The 14417-nt window shown below is 57.5% G+C and carries 10 protein-coding genes and 1 pseudogene; 5 read left to right on the top strand and 6 right to left on the bottom strand.

All coding sequences use genetic code 11. From position 1 onward, the window contains the following. Positions 1–289: 289 nt before the first annotated feature. Positions 290–919, bottom strand: a complete 630-nt coding sequence (locus AC13RE_RS11490) for a class I SAM-dependent methyltransferase (protein ID WP_488563006.1) — start codon at positions 917–919, stop codon at positions 290–292. A gap of 663 nt (positions 920–1582) precedes the next feature. On the opposite strand from AC13RE_RS11490, the pseudogene AC13RE_RS11485 reads away from it, so the two are divergent. After that, positions 1583–3780, top strand: a pseudogene (locus AC13RE_RS11485) (hypothetical protein). Between the two features lie 591 nt (positions 3781–4371). On the opposite strand, the gene AC13RE_RS11480 reads toward AC13RE_RS11485, so the two are convergent. From AC13RE_RS11480 to AC13RE_RS11470, 3 genes are read right to left on the bottom strand one after another with little or no spacing between them, the layout of a single operon-like run. After that, positions 4372–5040, bottom strand: a complete 669-nt coding sequence (locus tag AC13RE_RS11480) for an MFS transporter (RefSeq protein ID WP_488563005.1) — start codon at positions 5038–5040, stop codon at positions 4372–4374. Between the two features lie 37 nt (positions 5041–5077). Beyond that, on the bottom strand, positions 5078–5422 hold the full coding sequence (locus AC13RE_RS11475) for a hypothetical protein (RefSeq protein WP_488563004.1): 345 nt from the start codon (positions 5420–5422) through the stop codon (positions 5078–5080). A 5-nt stretch (positions 5423–5427) separates the two neighbouring features. After that, positions 5428–6015: a helix-turn-helix domain-containing protein gene (locus tag AC13RE_RS11470; protein ID WP_488563003.1), complete on the bottom strand. Its 588-nt coding sequence runs from the start codon at positions 6013–6015 to the stop codon at positions 5428–5430. Positions 6016–6550: 535 nt separating this feature from the next. Between AC13RE_RS11470 and AC13RE_RS11465 the strand changes: the two genes are divergently transcribed. The 4 genes from AC13RE_RS11465 to AC13RE_RS11450 all read left to right on the top strand — a co-directional run bounded on the left by AC13RE_RS11465 (position 6551) and on the right by AC13RE_RS11450 (position 10735). After that, complete coding sequence (locus AC13RE_RS11465; RefSeq protein ID WP_488563002.1) at positions 6551–7783, top strand: ABC transporter substrate-binding protein; 1233 nt, start codon at positions 6551–6553, stop codon at positions 7781–7783. 87 nt (positions 7784–7870) lie between these two features. Continuing rightward, on the top strand, positions 7871–8737 hold the full coding sequence (locus tag AC13RE_RS11460) for a carbohydrate ABC transporter permease (protein ID WP_488563001.1): 867 nt from the start codon (positions 7871–7873) through the stop codon (positions 8735–8737). Continuing rightward, positions 8734–9645: a carbohydrate ABC transporter permease gene (locus AC13RE_RS11455; protein WP_488563000.1), complete on the top strand. Its 912-nt coding sequence runs from the start codon at positions 8734–8736 to the stop codon at positions 9643–9645. Before AC13RE_RS11460 ends, AC13RE_RS11455 begins: the two co-directional genes overlap by 4 nt. 4 nt (positions 9646–9649) lie before the next feature. Beyond that, a complete protein-coding gene (locus tag AC13RE_RS11450) occupies positions 9650–10735 on the top strand; it encodes an ABC transporter ATP-binding protein (RefSeq protein WP_488562999.1) in 1086 nt (361 codons plus the stop codon). A gap of 43 nt (positions 10736–10778) precedes the next feature. On the opposite strand, the gene argE is transcribed toward AC13RE_RS11450, so the two are convergent. Together argE and AC13RE_RS11440 are read right to left on the bottom strand one after the other, a co-directional pair. Then, on the bottom strand, positions 10779–11888 hold the full coding sequence (gene argE / locus AC13RE_RS11445; protein WP_488562998.1) for an acetylornithine deacetylase: 1110 nt from the start codon (positions 11886–11888) through the stop codon (positions 10779–10781). A 73-nt stretch (positions 11889–11961) separates the two neighbouring features. Next, positions 11962–14319: a beta-glucosidase family protein gene (locus AC13RE_RS11440; RefSeq protein ID WP_488563148.1), complete on the bottom strand. Its 2358-nt coding sequence runs from the start codon at positions 14317–14319 to the stop codon at positions 11962–11964. Positions 14320–14417: the final 98 nt, after the last annotated feature.

Below are 14417 nucleotides of genomic sequence, written 5' to 3'. Positions count from 1 at the left end.
TGGTTAGCGCGCTCTTAGCGTTTGACGAACGTGAGGATCTCGCCGACTATGTACCATAGTTCTTCGACGGTGCGGTTTTGCTCAGGTTTGCAGGAAGGCTTTGAGCTTCGAGAAGAGTTTTCCGATGAGGTCGAAGTTCAGGCTGGGGATCGGAGGCAGAGTAGCTGTCCGCGGTCATGCCGCAGTTCCTATCGTCATCGTCGGAAAAGGGTGCTGGTTCAAACCTTCGACTGCTCGCCGACTACGCCCAAACTGACAAGCACAGGCGCAATCATATGCATCATGGGTGTCAGCGTGGAGCTTTTTTCTTCAATATTGCAGCGCCGCGGGTGAACGCTACGAACTCAAGCGTGTCGGCAGCCGCGATCAGAAACTCATCTTCAATTTCCGCTCTATCCTTAACCCAAATTCCCACCGTCCATTCTGATATGCGCTGCAGATAGTCATGTGCTGTGACATAACCGGGACTTCCGTAGGTCCTCTTGTATTTGCCATGGCTTGTATCCAGATCTTCGATGATGAAAATTCCGTTGGGTTTCAAGACAGGCAGTAGCTTACGAAGCGTCAAGATTTGGTGCGACCAAATATGCGAACCATCATCAATGATCACATCGAAAAGGCCCTTCGAAGCGAGTGCGTCTAAATCGGACGGCATGCTTTGATCAATTATCTCAATGGCGATGCGGTCGTCCGCGTATTTCTTAACTTCTGGATTGATGTCGGCCCCGATAATCACCCCGTTCTTGAAGTAGTCTCGCCATGTGCGGATCGAAGCGCCTCCAAGCACTCCGATTTCCAGCAATTTGATAGGATCATCCCGCATCGACGCGAGAAATGGCTCGTATCTTCTCAAAAAGTCATTTTTGGTGGAGGCTTTATCAGTGCCATTCTCTAGGCCAATCTCATCAAGCGTCATCATTTTCCTCAAGAAATAGCGCGAAAATTGCAGTCTTCTGGCTGTAACACTAGGGAGAAATAGCAACTCACGGACGTTTATTCAACGGTGCATTTCGCAACTCAGACAGGATAAAATGCCGCCGCGTTCACAGAATTGTGCGCGAGTTGCTACCTAAGATTACAATTGCCCGGGCCTTAATTTGCTCTGCATAACGCCACCCATGGAGATCGAAGGGGAAAAACATATAGCTATGGCACCTTGAATCCGCCGTTCATCACGTATGCCACGACGCCAGAAGCTCATGCGCCTTGAAGGTCCACGTCAGGCGAGAAATATGGACCGAAGAACTCAAGCAGTCCCTTGCTCGAAGACAAAATTACCGGAATTGCACGTTTTTAGCGGGAACGCCTTATGGCGCTCCGGGACAGCGGCGACACGATCGATTGCCGTTGACTTCGGCCTTTGCGACGGCTGGTCTCTGTCCTATCGACGAATTGACGCGCAATCCCCGCCACGTCCCAGAACGCCCGATCTTAACCCTTCGCTAACGTTCACTCCTTAGCAGGCCGTGGCCGGGGCTGGAATCTTATCTGTAAGGGAAACCTGAATGATCAGGAATCCGATTGCGAGATCCGGCTGGCACCACTGGTAAGTCCGGCTGAGCTCGAGTGTCTAACCGCTTACATGTTGGCGCTGGTCAACGATCAAGCCCTTCCTCCGATGGAGGGCAAGACAGTCGATTGGACCGAGATCGCCGCCGCATGCCGGCTGGCTGCTAAGCCAAGCACGAAGCTAATGCGCGTTGGACAGCACGGCTTCGATGCCATTATCCGCTGGGTGAATATGAACACCGCGACACCTCGCAACCGCACAAGTTCACCATCGGGTTCGGCGCAGATCTCGAAAGCTCGAGCCGCTCGCTGCAGCCGCTCTGCCAATAGGAATTCAAAACCTGGAGCAAAGCCCAAGCCGATTGAGGAATTCCCCGTTGCGCTGTTCGATGACTATCCAGAGCCTGTCTCGTTTCAGGCGGCATTGGAGCTGCATATCAGGCGCTTCGGCGAGACCTATTACCATCTTCATCGTGCCGTTGTGCGACCTGGCGACAATTTCGATGCGAAGACTCTTCTCAGTTGGCTGAAGGGCACAAAGGTGCCGCGCAGCGTCGAAAGCTTCGAGATCCTGGATCGTGTCGAGCAACGGTATCGGTTGCCGTCTGGCTACTTCAAGGCAAAGCTTCCGCATCGGTCTCGCGCCGGCACCGGCCACGACGTCGACGAAGATATTTCTCCCGCTGAGCGCCGCCGGCTGGCCTGGCATCTTCCTGACAATTTCAACAGGCTGCCGAAAGCAAAGCGCCAGGAGATCCTCGAATGGGTTCGCAGGGTCATCATCACCGGCGCAACCGACTACCGCCGTTTCCAGGCGGCGGCAATCAGACAACGATATGCAATCCGCTTCCCGGCAATGGCTTATGGTGGACGGGCGTCGGCGGTCCCAATCGGACGCGGCGCTTCGAACCAGGGCAATCCCATTGGAGACCTTGGTGATCCGGATTTGCTGTCAGACGTCATCGATGCCCCTCCCCGCCTTGCGCTCGAGATGGCAAATCTGATTTCGTTCAAGACATCGACGCTTACGGCGGTCGGGTTTCAGCGGAACAGTGTCTGGGGCGAAGAAACGGCCTCGCAGAAGCTGGAACACCTTGGTCTCATGTTCGGAGCCCTTGCCGCATCTCCCGATAGTCAGGTGGCGGGGCGAGGTATTCCGCTGGGTGCCCTCACCTTCGGTCTTCTGGTGTTTCCGGGTATCTGGGACTGGCACCTGCAATGGCGCGAGCGCCGGCGTGGGTTTTACACCGCCTGGGAAGCGGACATGCTGAGCATCGCCTTGTCGCTAACGCGCGAAGAAACCGGCTGGCTCAGACAGCATCCGGAACTGATCGAGAGGGTTATTCCGATTGAAGGTTTGGTTTCGGCGGAGCAGATCGCTTTAGCGAAGCGTGACTGGCACGCCTGCTGTGACGCGTTTCATTCCCATGCGCGCAATCGCATCAAGGAAATCCAGCGTGTGATGCGCATACATCGCGACCCATTCGAACCGATCATGTGCGTGCTCGAGGCGCCAAGTCCACTGGCGGAGTATCGAAAGATCACGGACGAGATCCTTCTCAGGATGCTCGACAAGGATCGATATCCAAGAGCAGCAGCCGAATCCGTGAGATCGTTTCTGATGCTGCGGCTAGGTCTTCATCTGGGACTTCGCCAGAAGAACCTCCGGCAGCTCCTGCTTTGCCCGCGCGGCCATATTCCAACCTCGGAGCGCCGGCTTGAAGAACTGAAACGCGGCGAAATCCGCTGGAGCGACCGGGACAATGGCTGGGAGGTTTTGATCCCCGCCAATGCCTTCAAGAATTCGAACTTATCCTTCTTCGGCTCCAAGCCGTTCCGGCTCATCCTGCCAGATCTGCTTGATCTCTATTATTACATCAATGCCTATATCGATCGGCACCGGCGCATCCTGCTGGCGAATGCCAATGATCCAAGAACCTTCTTTATAAAGACGGTAAAGCAATCGAGCACGGAGGCTTCGTACAACCAGACCACCTTCTATGAGGCTTGGCGGCTGACCATTCAGCGATACGGGATCTACAATCCCTATACCGGCCGCGGGGCGATCAAAGGCTTGCTGCCACACGGTCCCCATAACGTCCGGGATGTCTTAGCCACCCATATTCTCAAGCTGACGGAATCCTACGAGCAGGTGAGCTATGCGATCCAGGATACACCAGACATGATCCAACAGCACTACGGGCGCTTCCTGCCGCAGACAAGGCAGCGCTCGCCGCCAAGATACTGAATCAGGTTTGGGAGGCGGCATAAGCTTCAGGTTCGCAGGGTCGGTAGACGTCTGCTTGATCTATTGGGGCTGGCGCGGTGATGTGACGCGCCAGCATCCTGGCCCAATATCCTCGACGGCAGGTGCTTATATTGCCGGATGCTTAGATGGTCGGGGAAGCAGACATCGAGACCTCGATGCAAATTCCGGATTCCGGCCGGCCGCGAATCTTAGATACGTCGCCAACCGCTCGCGATCTCCAGAACTCGCGAGTGGATTTGATAAACTCCACTGAAAGCCCCTTACATCCATCGACCGGGGTTGCCCATGAATGTCGCGAAAGTGGCTTCGTAGAGGGTTCCGGCGCTCGGTAAATCGTTGTTTCCAGCGACGACGTGAGCGAACATTCTTGTCAGGCCCAGTTGCACCGGCAGCTTACGTCGACGGCACCTTTTCGATCGGCCTTCGGTTCATTTGACGAAAGCTCGGCATCGCCAGCGGGGCGAGTGTCGCAAGCAAATAGAGCAGCATCGTTATGCCCAATGCCAATGTTATGCCGAAAGTGTCGACCAACAGGCCGGCATAGACGCCTCCGAATGGCATAAGAGCCCAAGCTAGCGCCCCCACGAGTGCGATCACCCGCCCCACCAATGCTGCCGGAATGCGTTCGAACAAAATGGCCCCGAAATCGGATTGATAAACCCGGCGGCAAACCCACCGGTCAACAAAACCATGAGGATACCATGAAGACCGGGATCCAAGGCAAGCGCTGCCATTGGCGCAGGTCCGGCACAAAGAAAACCAGTCGTATAAACAAGCATCCGGGGGAGACGCTCTGCAAAAGCCGCGGCCATTGCCGCACCGGCGACTGCTGCGCCCGAAAAAATCGCGAGGAATATACCTACCCATGTTACGTCCAAGCCCGACGATCGCACCCAGACAGGTAGCAACACCATGGCATAGGCCTGGTCGAAGAGATTTGTAATTCCGAGCATCAAGACCAGTGCCATCAAGACCAGTGCCATCAAGATAGGTTCACTGCGCAAGGTCGACCATCCCGCCGTCAGATCATACAGATAGGTCGCAGAAGTGCTCGGCGTCGCTATCTCCGTCACTGTCGGTCGCGGAATGCCCAACCCAACCACAAGGGAGGATAAGAGAAATGCAACCGCATTGGCCAGCAATGCTGGCGCTGCTCCGATCAAGGCGATCAACGCCCCTCCTCCAGCCGCTCCCAACGTACCGGCAAGCCGATCACTGGCTCCCAGAATACCTGTTGCTCGCTCAAGGGGTATTTTTCCCATAGACGCCACACTGGGAACCAAGGCTTGTTTGGCGGCATCAGACGGGGCGCGCAATATTCCGAAGGGCCACCGCCGGCAGCAACAGCCAAACTGACAACAGCCCCATCCAAAACAACAAAGGCACGGAAGCAATGGCGATCGCTGACAAAGCATCGCTCCAAATTGCAACCCGCCGTGCTCCAATACGATCGATGAGCGGCCCGCCGAACGCCTTTGCCGCCACATATGGCAGCAATTCCGCCATCCCTACCACACCGGTCAGCACCGGGTCGCCAGTCGACGTCAATACCAACCATGGGACAGCAATTGCCGAAAGTCGCATGCCGCCGATAGATGCAACGGTGCCCGCAGCCAAAGCGACGACCGGTTTCTTGTCACTCACTTTTTTCAGTCCTCAGGGGGATGCGGAAACGCGTGCAAGATAAATGTGACAGGCTGAACGTCAAGCTCGTACGAGCCGCCCAGTTTCGGTGCCGTTTCCATAGCTTCGTCCAGGATGGCATGAAGCCTTTTGACCAATGCCTCCGCCTGAGCTGCGGTAAGCTGAATGCAATAGTTACTGACAGTCGACGCCAGACGCCATTCTCGCGGTAATTCGGCATAGCGCGCCAAGGCGCGCTTCATCTGTGTAATTTGGGCGGTGAGTGCGGCCTGCGCAAAAGCAATACCTGCATCCAATGCCTCCTCATTTTCGTCGGCCGGAGGAAATGCCGTTAATTCGTGCCGCGCGCGCCACCACCGATCTCTGGCATTTCCCCTACCCTCATCCTCCTCAATGAAGCCATGCTTGGCGAGCTGTCTCAAATGATAGCTCGTGGCGCCGGTATTCATACTCAGCCGAGCCGCAAGACTGGTCGCAGTTGCGGGGCCATTCACTCGCAGGATGCCGAGCATGCGCAGCCGTTGCGGGTGGGCCAGCGCGCGTAAAGCGGTGGCATCCGGTTTTATGAGACTAATGGAACGACGTTCTGTCATGAAGTTCTCCCGTAGCAGAGGAGCTTACATCACAAAGAAATCTTTGCAAAGGTTTCTTTGTAATATCACATCGGTGTGTTGCAACGTTCTGCCGAAAGTTAGGTCTGAAGTTATAGAAACTCAGTTCGTCCTGCACGACGTGGGCAAGCGTTGACCGATGGCTCTACGTGCGAACGCGCCAGGTGCGCGGCCAACAAAGCCGAGCGAAATGTCTCGCCTTGAGTGGAATCGAACCGTAAATCCATGCCTTAGTTGCTCTAAGAGATTGATAGCCTGAGGACTTCCTATGTGAAGGACCGGCTGCGGCGTAACTCCCCTGCTATGGAGTTGGCTCCAATAGGCAATTTCTTCAAGATATTAGCCGTCACGAACGCGTATCGGCGTGACTCGATTTGTCTTTGCTGAACTTTGTGAACGCCCGCGGCCTCAAGAAGATCGGTTTTAGCGACGCAATGGCACATAAAATCGAAATTGCTATTCGACTGGTGGCGAAATTAACTCGACCCCGGAAATCAAGCCAATAAGGGGGATCAAAATGGGAATGAAACTGTCACTGGCCGGCGCAAGCACAGCAATTGCGCTCCTGCTTTCGAGCCAGACCTTCGCGCAGACTGCTGAAGTCATGCACTATTGGACAAGCGGAAGCGAAGCCGCCGCCATCAAAGTCATCGCCGATGATGTCGCCAAGAAGAGCGGCACCTGGAAGGACAGCCCGGTTACCGGCTATGAAGCCGCCCGGGCCGCTGTTCTCAGCCGTCTCGCTGGTGGTGACGCACCGACTTCGATGGTCGTCGATCTCGGCGAAATCAAGCCGCTGGTCGAACAAGGCGTCCTCGCTCCGATCGACAATATAGCCTCCACCAAGGGCTGGCAGACATTCCTTCCTAAGCTAGTCGTCGATAAGGCAAGCGTTGACGGCCACCTTTACGCCGTTCCGATCGATATCGGCACTGCTAACTGGATGTGGTATTCCAGGAAGGTGCTGGACGATGTCGGCGTCAAGCCGCCGGCGACCTGGGACGAGTTCTTTGCCGCGGCGGATAAGATCAAGGCCAAGGGCTACATCCCTCTCGCTTTTGGTGGCCAGGCCTGGCAAGAGGCCCTCGTCTTCCGCTCGATCATGATCGCGACCGGCGGCAACAAGTTTTACACGGATGTCTACACCAAACATGACGTTGATGCCGCCGGCGGTCTGCTGATGGTCAGATCCTTCGAGACTTTCGGTAAGTTGCGCGGCTATGTCGATGACGGCAACACCAACCGAAACTGGAACGACGCCACCAACATGGTGATCACCGGCAAGGCCGCGATGCAGATCATGGGCGACTGGGCCAAGGGCGAATTCCAGGCTGCCAAGATGACGCCCGGCAAGGAATACGGATGCGAACTCGCGCCGGGTACCAACGGCGTACTGAACATCGTTTCCGACACCTTCGTCTTCCCGGTCGGCGACAAGCCCGAACAGGTCGCGGCTCGCAAGCTGCTGGTCGACGTGATGATCGATCCCGAAACCCAAGTGGCCTTCAACTCCATCAAGGGCGCCCTGCCCCCGCGCCTGGACGTAAACCTCAAGGATGCGGACATCTGCACCCAGAAGGCAGCCGGTCTGCTCAAGGACCCGAACGCGCTTGCCCCGAACGCTGAGCTTTCCTTTAGCAGCGAAACTGTCGGCGCCATCAAAGACTTGGTCACCCAGTTCTGGAGCAACCCGTCCATGACGCCTGCCGACGCTGCAAAGCAGTATGCCGATATCGTTGCGCGGAACTAAGTTCTGCCGCTAGTCTCCGCTGCCCCGGCACGATTGCCGGGGCAGTTTTTGTAAATGAGTTGCGATGTCGACCAACGGGGGCAAGCAATGTTTAAGAAGAACCTGGCAGCCAAGCTGACGCTTGTGCCCAGTGTCGTGGTCATCGCCGTCTGTTTCTACGGCACAATCCTCTGGACGCTTTATATCTCGCTGACGCATTCGACGATGCTGCCGAACTACAAGTTCTACGGTTTCGGACAGTATGCGACGCTTCTGTCAATGCCACGCTGGCACATGGCCTTTGCCAACATGATGATCTTCGGAAGCCTGTTCATTGCCGGCTCGCTCGTCATCGGCACGGCACTTGCAGCTCTTCTCGATCGCAACGTCAAGGCCGAAGGCCTCTTCCGCGTCTTCTTCCTCTATCCGCTCTCCATGTCCTTTGTCGTCACCGGCCTTGCCTGGCAATGGCTGCTGAACCCGACAACGGGTATCGAAGCACTGGTGCGCAGCCTCGGCTGGCAGGATTTCAGCTTTAACTGGCTTGCGAGCCCGGAAAAGGCAATCTACGCCGTCTCCATCGCCGCCATCTGGCAATCCTCAGGTCTTGTCATGGCCATCATGCTGGCCGGCCTGCGTGGCATCGACGGCGATATCTGGAAAGCAGCGAAGATCGACGGCATCCCCGTCTGGCGCTCCTATATCAGCATCGTGCTTCCCATGCTGCGGCCTCTAATTCTGACCTGCGTCATCCTTCTGGCAACGGCTGTGGTCAAAAGCTATGATCTCGTCGTCGCGATGACGGGCGGTGGCCCGGGTATCAGCACGGATGTCCCCGGAAAGTTTGTCGTGGATCTCCTTTTCCAGCGCGCCAATATCAGCACGGCGGCTACCGCCGCCATTCTGATGCTGGTAACGGTCATCTGCGCGCTTTCTCCCTATGTCTACATCGAGCTCAAGAGGCAGAAGCGATGAGTGCGACCCCTCTCTCCCAGCCAGGCGTGCCGATCGTCTATGCCGTGCCCAAAGTGAAAAGCACCAAGACCGGCCGGGTTCTTCTCTATATTATCCTATCGCTCGCACTGATCTATTACGCGATACCTCTTCTGCTGGTAATCTCAACATCGTTGAAAACCGCAGACGAGCTCCGTACAGGCAACATCTTCACCCTGCCCCAGAGCCTCAATTTCGATGCCTGGTCGAAGGCATGGATGACGGCCTGCACCGGTATCGAGTGCAACGGCATCCACGGAAATTTCTGGAATTCCGTCGAGATTGTCGTCCCGGGCGTGATCTTCTCGATCCTGTTCGGCGCTCTGACCGGCTTTGCCCTCTCGCAGTGGCAATCGAAGCTCAGCCGCGTCATCCTGCTGTCGCTGATGCTGGGCGCCTTCATACCCTATCAGGTCATACTTTATCCGATGGTACGTATCTTTAGCAGCATTGGGCTCTACGGCACGCTGCCGGGCATCATCCTGATCCATATCATCTTCGGTCTGCCCTACATGGCACTGCTGTTCTTCAACTTCTATCAGGGCGTTCCGCCGGAGCTTTCGAAGGCAGCCAAGATGGATGGAGCGGGCTTCTTCACGATCTTCTTCGAGATCATGCTGCCTATGTCGGTCAACGTGCTGGTCGTAGCCATCATCATGCAGGCGACTGGTATCTGGAACGACTTCCTGTTGGGCCTGATCTTTGCCGGGCGAGACCACCTGCCGATCACGGTGCAGCTGAACAACATCGTCAACACAACGACCGGCGTCAAAGAATACAATGTGAACATGGCCGCGACTTTCCTGACCGCGCTGCCGCCACTTCTCATTTACATTCTTTCCGGACGCTATTTTGCGCGCGGTCTCGCCGCCGGCGCAGTGAAGGGCTAATGCAATGACACAGATCTCCGTTATCGACGCGAACAAGTCCTTCGGACCACAGCATATCCTGCGCGATATCAACCTCCAGGTCGCCAGCGGCGAGTTCATCGTGCTCTTGGGCTCCTCCGGATGCGGCAAATCCACCTTGCTCAATGTTATTGCCGGCCTCGAGGACCTCGATACCGGCAGGATTGTCGCCGGCGACCAGGATGTCACGAACGTCGATTCAAGTCGTCGCAACATGTCGATGGTCTTCCAGTCCTACGCGCTCTATCCTACCATGACGGTGCGCAAGAACCTTGGCTTCGGCCTGCGGGTCAACAAAGTCGCCAAGGCCGAGATCGCCAAGCGCGTCGAATGGGCCGCGAACCTCCTGCAATTGACGCCTCTTCTCGACCGCCGCCCCTCGCAGCTCTCAGGCGGGCAGCGTCAGCGCGTGGCGATCGGGCGGGCGCTTGTACGCCGAAGCCCTATCTGCCTGTTCGACGAGCCTCTCTCGAACCTCGATGCAAAGCTGCGCACGGAGATGCGCCTGGAAATCAAGAGGCTGCACCAGGAATTGCGCAGCACGATCGTCTACGTCACGCACGATCAGATCGAAGCCATGACGCTGGCGACACGTGTCGCTGTCATGAAGGGCGGCAAGATTGAGCAATATGCGACGCCGGATGAACTCTACGAGAAGCCGGAAACGCTGTTTGTCGCCGGCTTCGTGGGCTCGCCGAGCATGAACCTTCTCTCGGCCCGCATCAGGATCGAAGATGGCGAGCCAATGGCAGTCTTCGGCGACTATCAGCTGCCGATTGATGCATATCCGTTCCGTCAACCTGCCGTCAGCGGCCAGGCGATAGTCATCGGCTTCCGTCCGGAGGACATCCATCTCGCCGACGACCGAACGACACTGCCGACCCTGTTTGCACCGGTCACATTCGTCGAACCTATGGGCGCCGATACCCTGGTATGGTTTGCCGTGGGAGACCAAAAGCTGTCGGTCCGACTGCCGGCAGCCAAGGCCCGTGGGCTGGGCGGCGAAGTACGCCTCGCTTTCAATCCGAGCATTGCATCGATCTTCTCGAGGGAAAGTGAACAGCGCCTTTAGGGCGCAGTCGCAGCCGCCGGATGCGGCGGCTGCCTCTCGGCACCTAGCAGAGTTCGCCGATCAGACGATCCATCATGGCGTCGCAGAGGTGCAGTTCGGCTTCCTCGATATATTCGTCGGGTTGATGACCCTGATCCATGTTGCCGGGGCCGATAACGACCGTTTCCAGTCCCAGTCTCGTTGCAAATAGCCCAGCCTCGGTGCCGAAGGATACTTTCGTGGTCGGAGTCTGACCGAGAAGACGACGAGCGAAGGCGGTAGCAGGGCTCTGGGCTGAGGTGGACAGCCCCGGATAGGCATTGCGTACTTCGATCTCAGTTCCGCAAGCGGCGACAGCACGGATGCGGGCCATGATGTCGTCCGCATTATCTTCGGCGAGGTGGCGGATCTCGAAATCGACCGAAGCGTGATCGGCGACGATATTGAGAACTTCGCCGCCGACGATTTTGCCCGCGTGAACCGTCGTGTAAGCTATGTCGTAATCGGCGTCGCTACGGCCATTTTCAGCAATCTCCTGCTGTACACTCCGCAGAGTACCGACGAAATCGCAAGCCAGATGAATGGCGTTGACGAAACGCGGTGCCAGCGAAGAATGGCCTGCCTCGCCTCTGAGCCGAGCCTGCGCGGCCATCTTCCCTTTGTGGCCGAGCGCGATCGCCATCGATGTCGGCTCTCCGACAATGCAAAGCGAAGCCCTGAACTGTTCCTTAGCCAGGATATCGAGCAGGGAGCGCACGCCGACGCAGCCGATCTCCTCATCGTGGGAGAAGGCGAGATGCAATGGCCGCTTCAATAGCTTGCCATCGATGCGGTCGGCAGCGGATAGCGCACTTGCAAGAAACCCCTTCATGTCCGTCGAGCCACGGCCATGGAGCCGAGAGCCGCGGCGCGTCAGCCGGAAAGGGTCGGAGGTCCATGCTTGCGTTGCGACCGGCACCACATCGGTGTGGCCGGAAAGAACAATGCCGTCATCCTGCCGGGGGCCGATGCTGGCAAACAGGTTCGCCTTTTTGCCAATCTGGTCAGCAACAAACCGGCACTCGAAACCGCGGTCGCGGAGATAGGTTTGGACAAAATCGATCAGCGGCAGGTTGCTATCAGCACTAACGGTGGGGAAGGCGACAAGACGATCAAGCAGGTCAAGCGTATTCAAGAAATGACACTCCCAAAACGGACGAAGGCCCGCATCGCGGCGAGCCTCCATTATTCTCTGTCTTTGACGGCCCTCAGCGGGCCATCGTCTCTTCATCAGCCATTGTCTGATTGATATCGGCGAGCAGTGCCGCGATATCACCCTTCGGGAAGGCCTGGCGGAAGCGCCGGTCGAAAGTCGTAAACATGCCGAAGAACGAGTTGCCGCAATGTTCGAGCATCCGGTCCGCCTCACCCTCGTCGATCGACAGGTGCTTCTGGAGGAACCGATTGAACTTGGCCCGTGCGATCGGATTGGCGAGGATAAAGACGGGCTGCGTATCCCACTTCACTTCACGATGCCGCGAGGCGCGCGAGCGGATTTGCAGTGGCGCTGCCAGATGAATGTCGCGCGAGGACGAACCGATTTCGATCTGCACGGCATCGTCATCGAGGATCCAGCGCCCCTTGCCGGAATCATAGAGCGCGAAATCCGCAGCCGGGATCGTGAGCGACACCCGCTTCGATTCGCCCGGCGCCAAATGCACCTTGGCAAAGGACTTCAGTTCGCGCTTCGGACGCTGCAGCCGCGGCTTGCCGTAGCGCACATAGAGCTGGGCCGCTTCCTTGCCGGCGGCGGCGCCGGTGTTGGTCACAGTGAAGCTCGCGACCACCTCTTCGCCGACATTCAGCGCCGACCGATCCAATTTCAGATCGGAATAAGCGAAGTTCGTATAGCTTAGGCCGAAGCCGAAGGGGTATTGCGGCTCGATCTCGCGCGCATCATACCAGCGATATCCGACATGGATGCCTTCGCTGTAGTAGTGGCGACCGTTCTCGCCGGGGTAGCTGAGATAGGAAGGCATGTCCTGCATGCGCTTCGGGAAGGTTGTCGTCAGCTTGCCGGAGGGATTGACGACCCCAAAGAGAATGTCGGCGATACCGCCGCCGGTCGCCTGGCCGGAAAAGAACATCTCGACGATCGCCTTCACTTCCGGAACCCACGGCATGACGACTGCGTCAGGGCTGGCGATGGCAACGACGACATTGGGGTTGACGACAGCAACGGCGCTGACCAGCGCATCGTGACCCGGTGCGAGGTCGAGCGTCGTGCGGTCAGAGCCCTCGCCGTCGTAACCATTCTCTGTGCAAACAAAGATGACAACCACGTCGGCGCCCCGTGCGCCCTCGACAGCCTCGGCAATGAGTGCCGCGCGCTCACTCTCGACTTCGCTCGTGCCGCGGTACTGCTCGACCTTGATGGCATCGCCGGCCAACTTGACAATCTCGTCGATCGGCACATCGACAAGTGTCGGCGTGGTGGTCGCGCAGCCCGAGCCCTGAATGACCGGAACGCCGGCACCTTCGCCGATGACGACCATCCGCTTGACCTTGGCGGGCGTGATCGGCAGCAGTTGATCGTCATTCTTCAGGAGAACCATGGATTCGCCCGCCATGCGACGGGCGAGCTTGTGGTGGGCATCGCGGTCGAACACGGTATCGCGGCGCTCGCCGAGCTTGCCGGCACGCACCAACGCCAGGACGCGGGCGCAGGCTTCGTCCACCACGGCCATGTCGACCTTACCGGTCTCGATGGCTTCGAGCAGGTCGCTCTTGCGGGTTTCGCTTTCCGGCATGTCGAGATCATTGCCTGCCGTCAGGGAGGCCGGGCGATCCTTGATGCCGTGCCAGTCGGAGACGACGAGGCCTTCATAGCCCCACTCCTCGCGCAGCACCTTGGTCAGCAGCCAGTGATCTTCAGCGGCCTGAACCCCGTTCAGGCGGTTGTAGGAGCTCATAACCGTCCACGGGTTGCTCTTCTCGATCGCGCGCTCGAAGCCCTTGAGATAAATTTCCCGCAGAGCGCGTTCATCGACGACCGAATCCATCGAGGTGCGCTCGACTTCAGAATTGTTGCAGGCAAAGTGCTTCAGCGATCCACCGACACCGTTTTCCTGTAAGCCGTTGATGACGCCGGCTGCGAAATCACCGCTGATGACCGGATCCTCACCGTAATATTCGTAAGAACGGCCGCCGAGCGGTGTGCGGCGGATATTGATGCCGGGGCCGAGCAATAGATGCACGCCAAACTCCTGGCATTCCATGGCGAGCGCAGTGCCAAGCTCATGGGCAAGATCGACATCCCAGGAGCAGCCGAGGCTAGACCCGTTCGGGAAGCAGGTGGCTTGCTTCATGGCGCCCCAAGCCACCTCAACATGGCTGGCCCGCTGGCCGACGACATTCAGGAAGGCCGAGAAGTCGACGCCACCGGCTTCTTCGTTATCGATCTGGTGGATCGAGTAGCGAACACCATAAGTGCCATCGGTCATGACGATGTTTGGGATGCCGAGGCGCTCGATTGCCTTCGTCTTCCACATGCGGTGCCCGGCTAAAAGGGCGACCTTCTCCTCATTGGTCATTTCGGCAATCAGTGCCGCGAAGTCGCCGTTCATAAGCTTGTCTGAATTCACGTCATGTCTCCAAAGTGACTATGTGCCGGCACTACGAAGGACGCGCCCGGTTAGCGCGCGATGGTAGGTGATGGCCGGAA

The sequence above is a fragment of the Martinezella sp. CNPSo 3959 genome, from assembly GCF_057784355.1.
Note: the sequence above shows the minus strand (reverse complement) of the source record. Positions and strands in the feature narration are given on the sequence as shown.

Excerpts from the sequence above, each read along its gene's own strand:
- AC13RE_RS11440 (WP_488563148.1), bottom strand. The coding sequence starts at position 14,319 with ATGAACGGCGACTTCGCGGCACTGATTGCCGAAATGACCAATGAGGAG.
- AC13RE_RS11465 (WP_488563002.1), top strand. The coding sequence starts at position 6,551 with ATGGGAATGAAACTGTCACTGGCCGGCGCAAGCACAGCAATTGCGCTC.
- AC13RE_RS11470 (WP_488563003.1), bottom strand. The coding sequence starts at position 6,015 with ATGACAGAACGTCGTTCCATTAGTCTCATAAAACCGGATGCCACCGCT.
- AC13RE_RS11455 (WP_488563000.1), top strand. The coding sequence starts at position 8,734 with ATGAGTGCGACCCCTCTCTCCCAGCCAGGCGTGCCGATCGTCTATGCC.
- AC13RE_RS11450 (WP_488562999.1), top strand. The coding sequence starts at position 9,650 with ATGACACAGATCTCCGTTATCGACGCGAACAAGTCCTTCGGACCACAG.
- AC13RE_RS11480 (WP_488563005.1), bottom strand. The coding sequence starts at position 5,040 with ATGGGAAAAATACCCCTTGAGCGAGCAACAGGTATTCTGGGAGCCAGT.
- AC13RE_RS11490 (WP_488563006.1), bottom strand. The coding sequence starts at position 919 with ATGATGACGCTTGATGAGATTGGCCTAGAGAATGGCACTGATAAAGCC.
- AC13RE_RS11460 (WP_488563001.1), top strand. The coding sequence starts at position 7,871 with ATGTTTAAGAAGAACCTGGCAGCCAAGCTGACGCTTGTGCCCAGTGTC.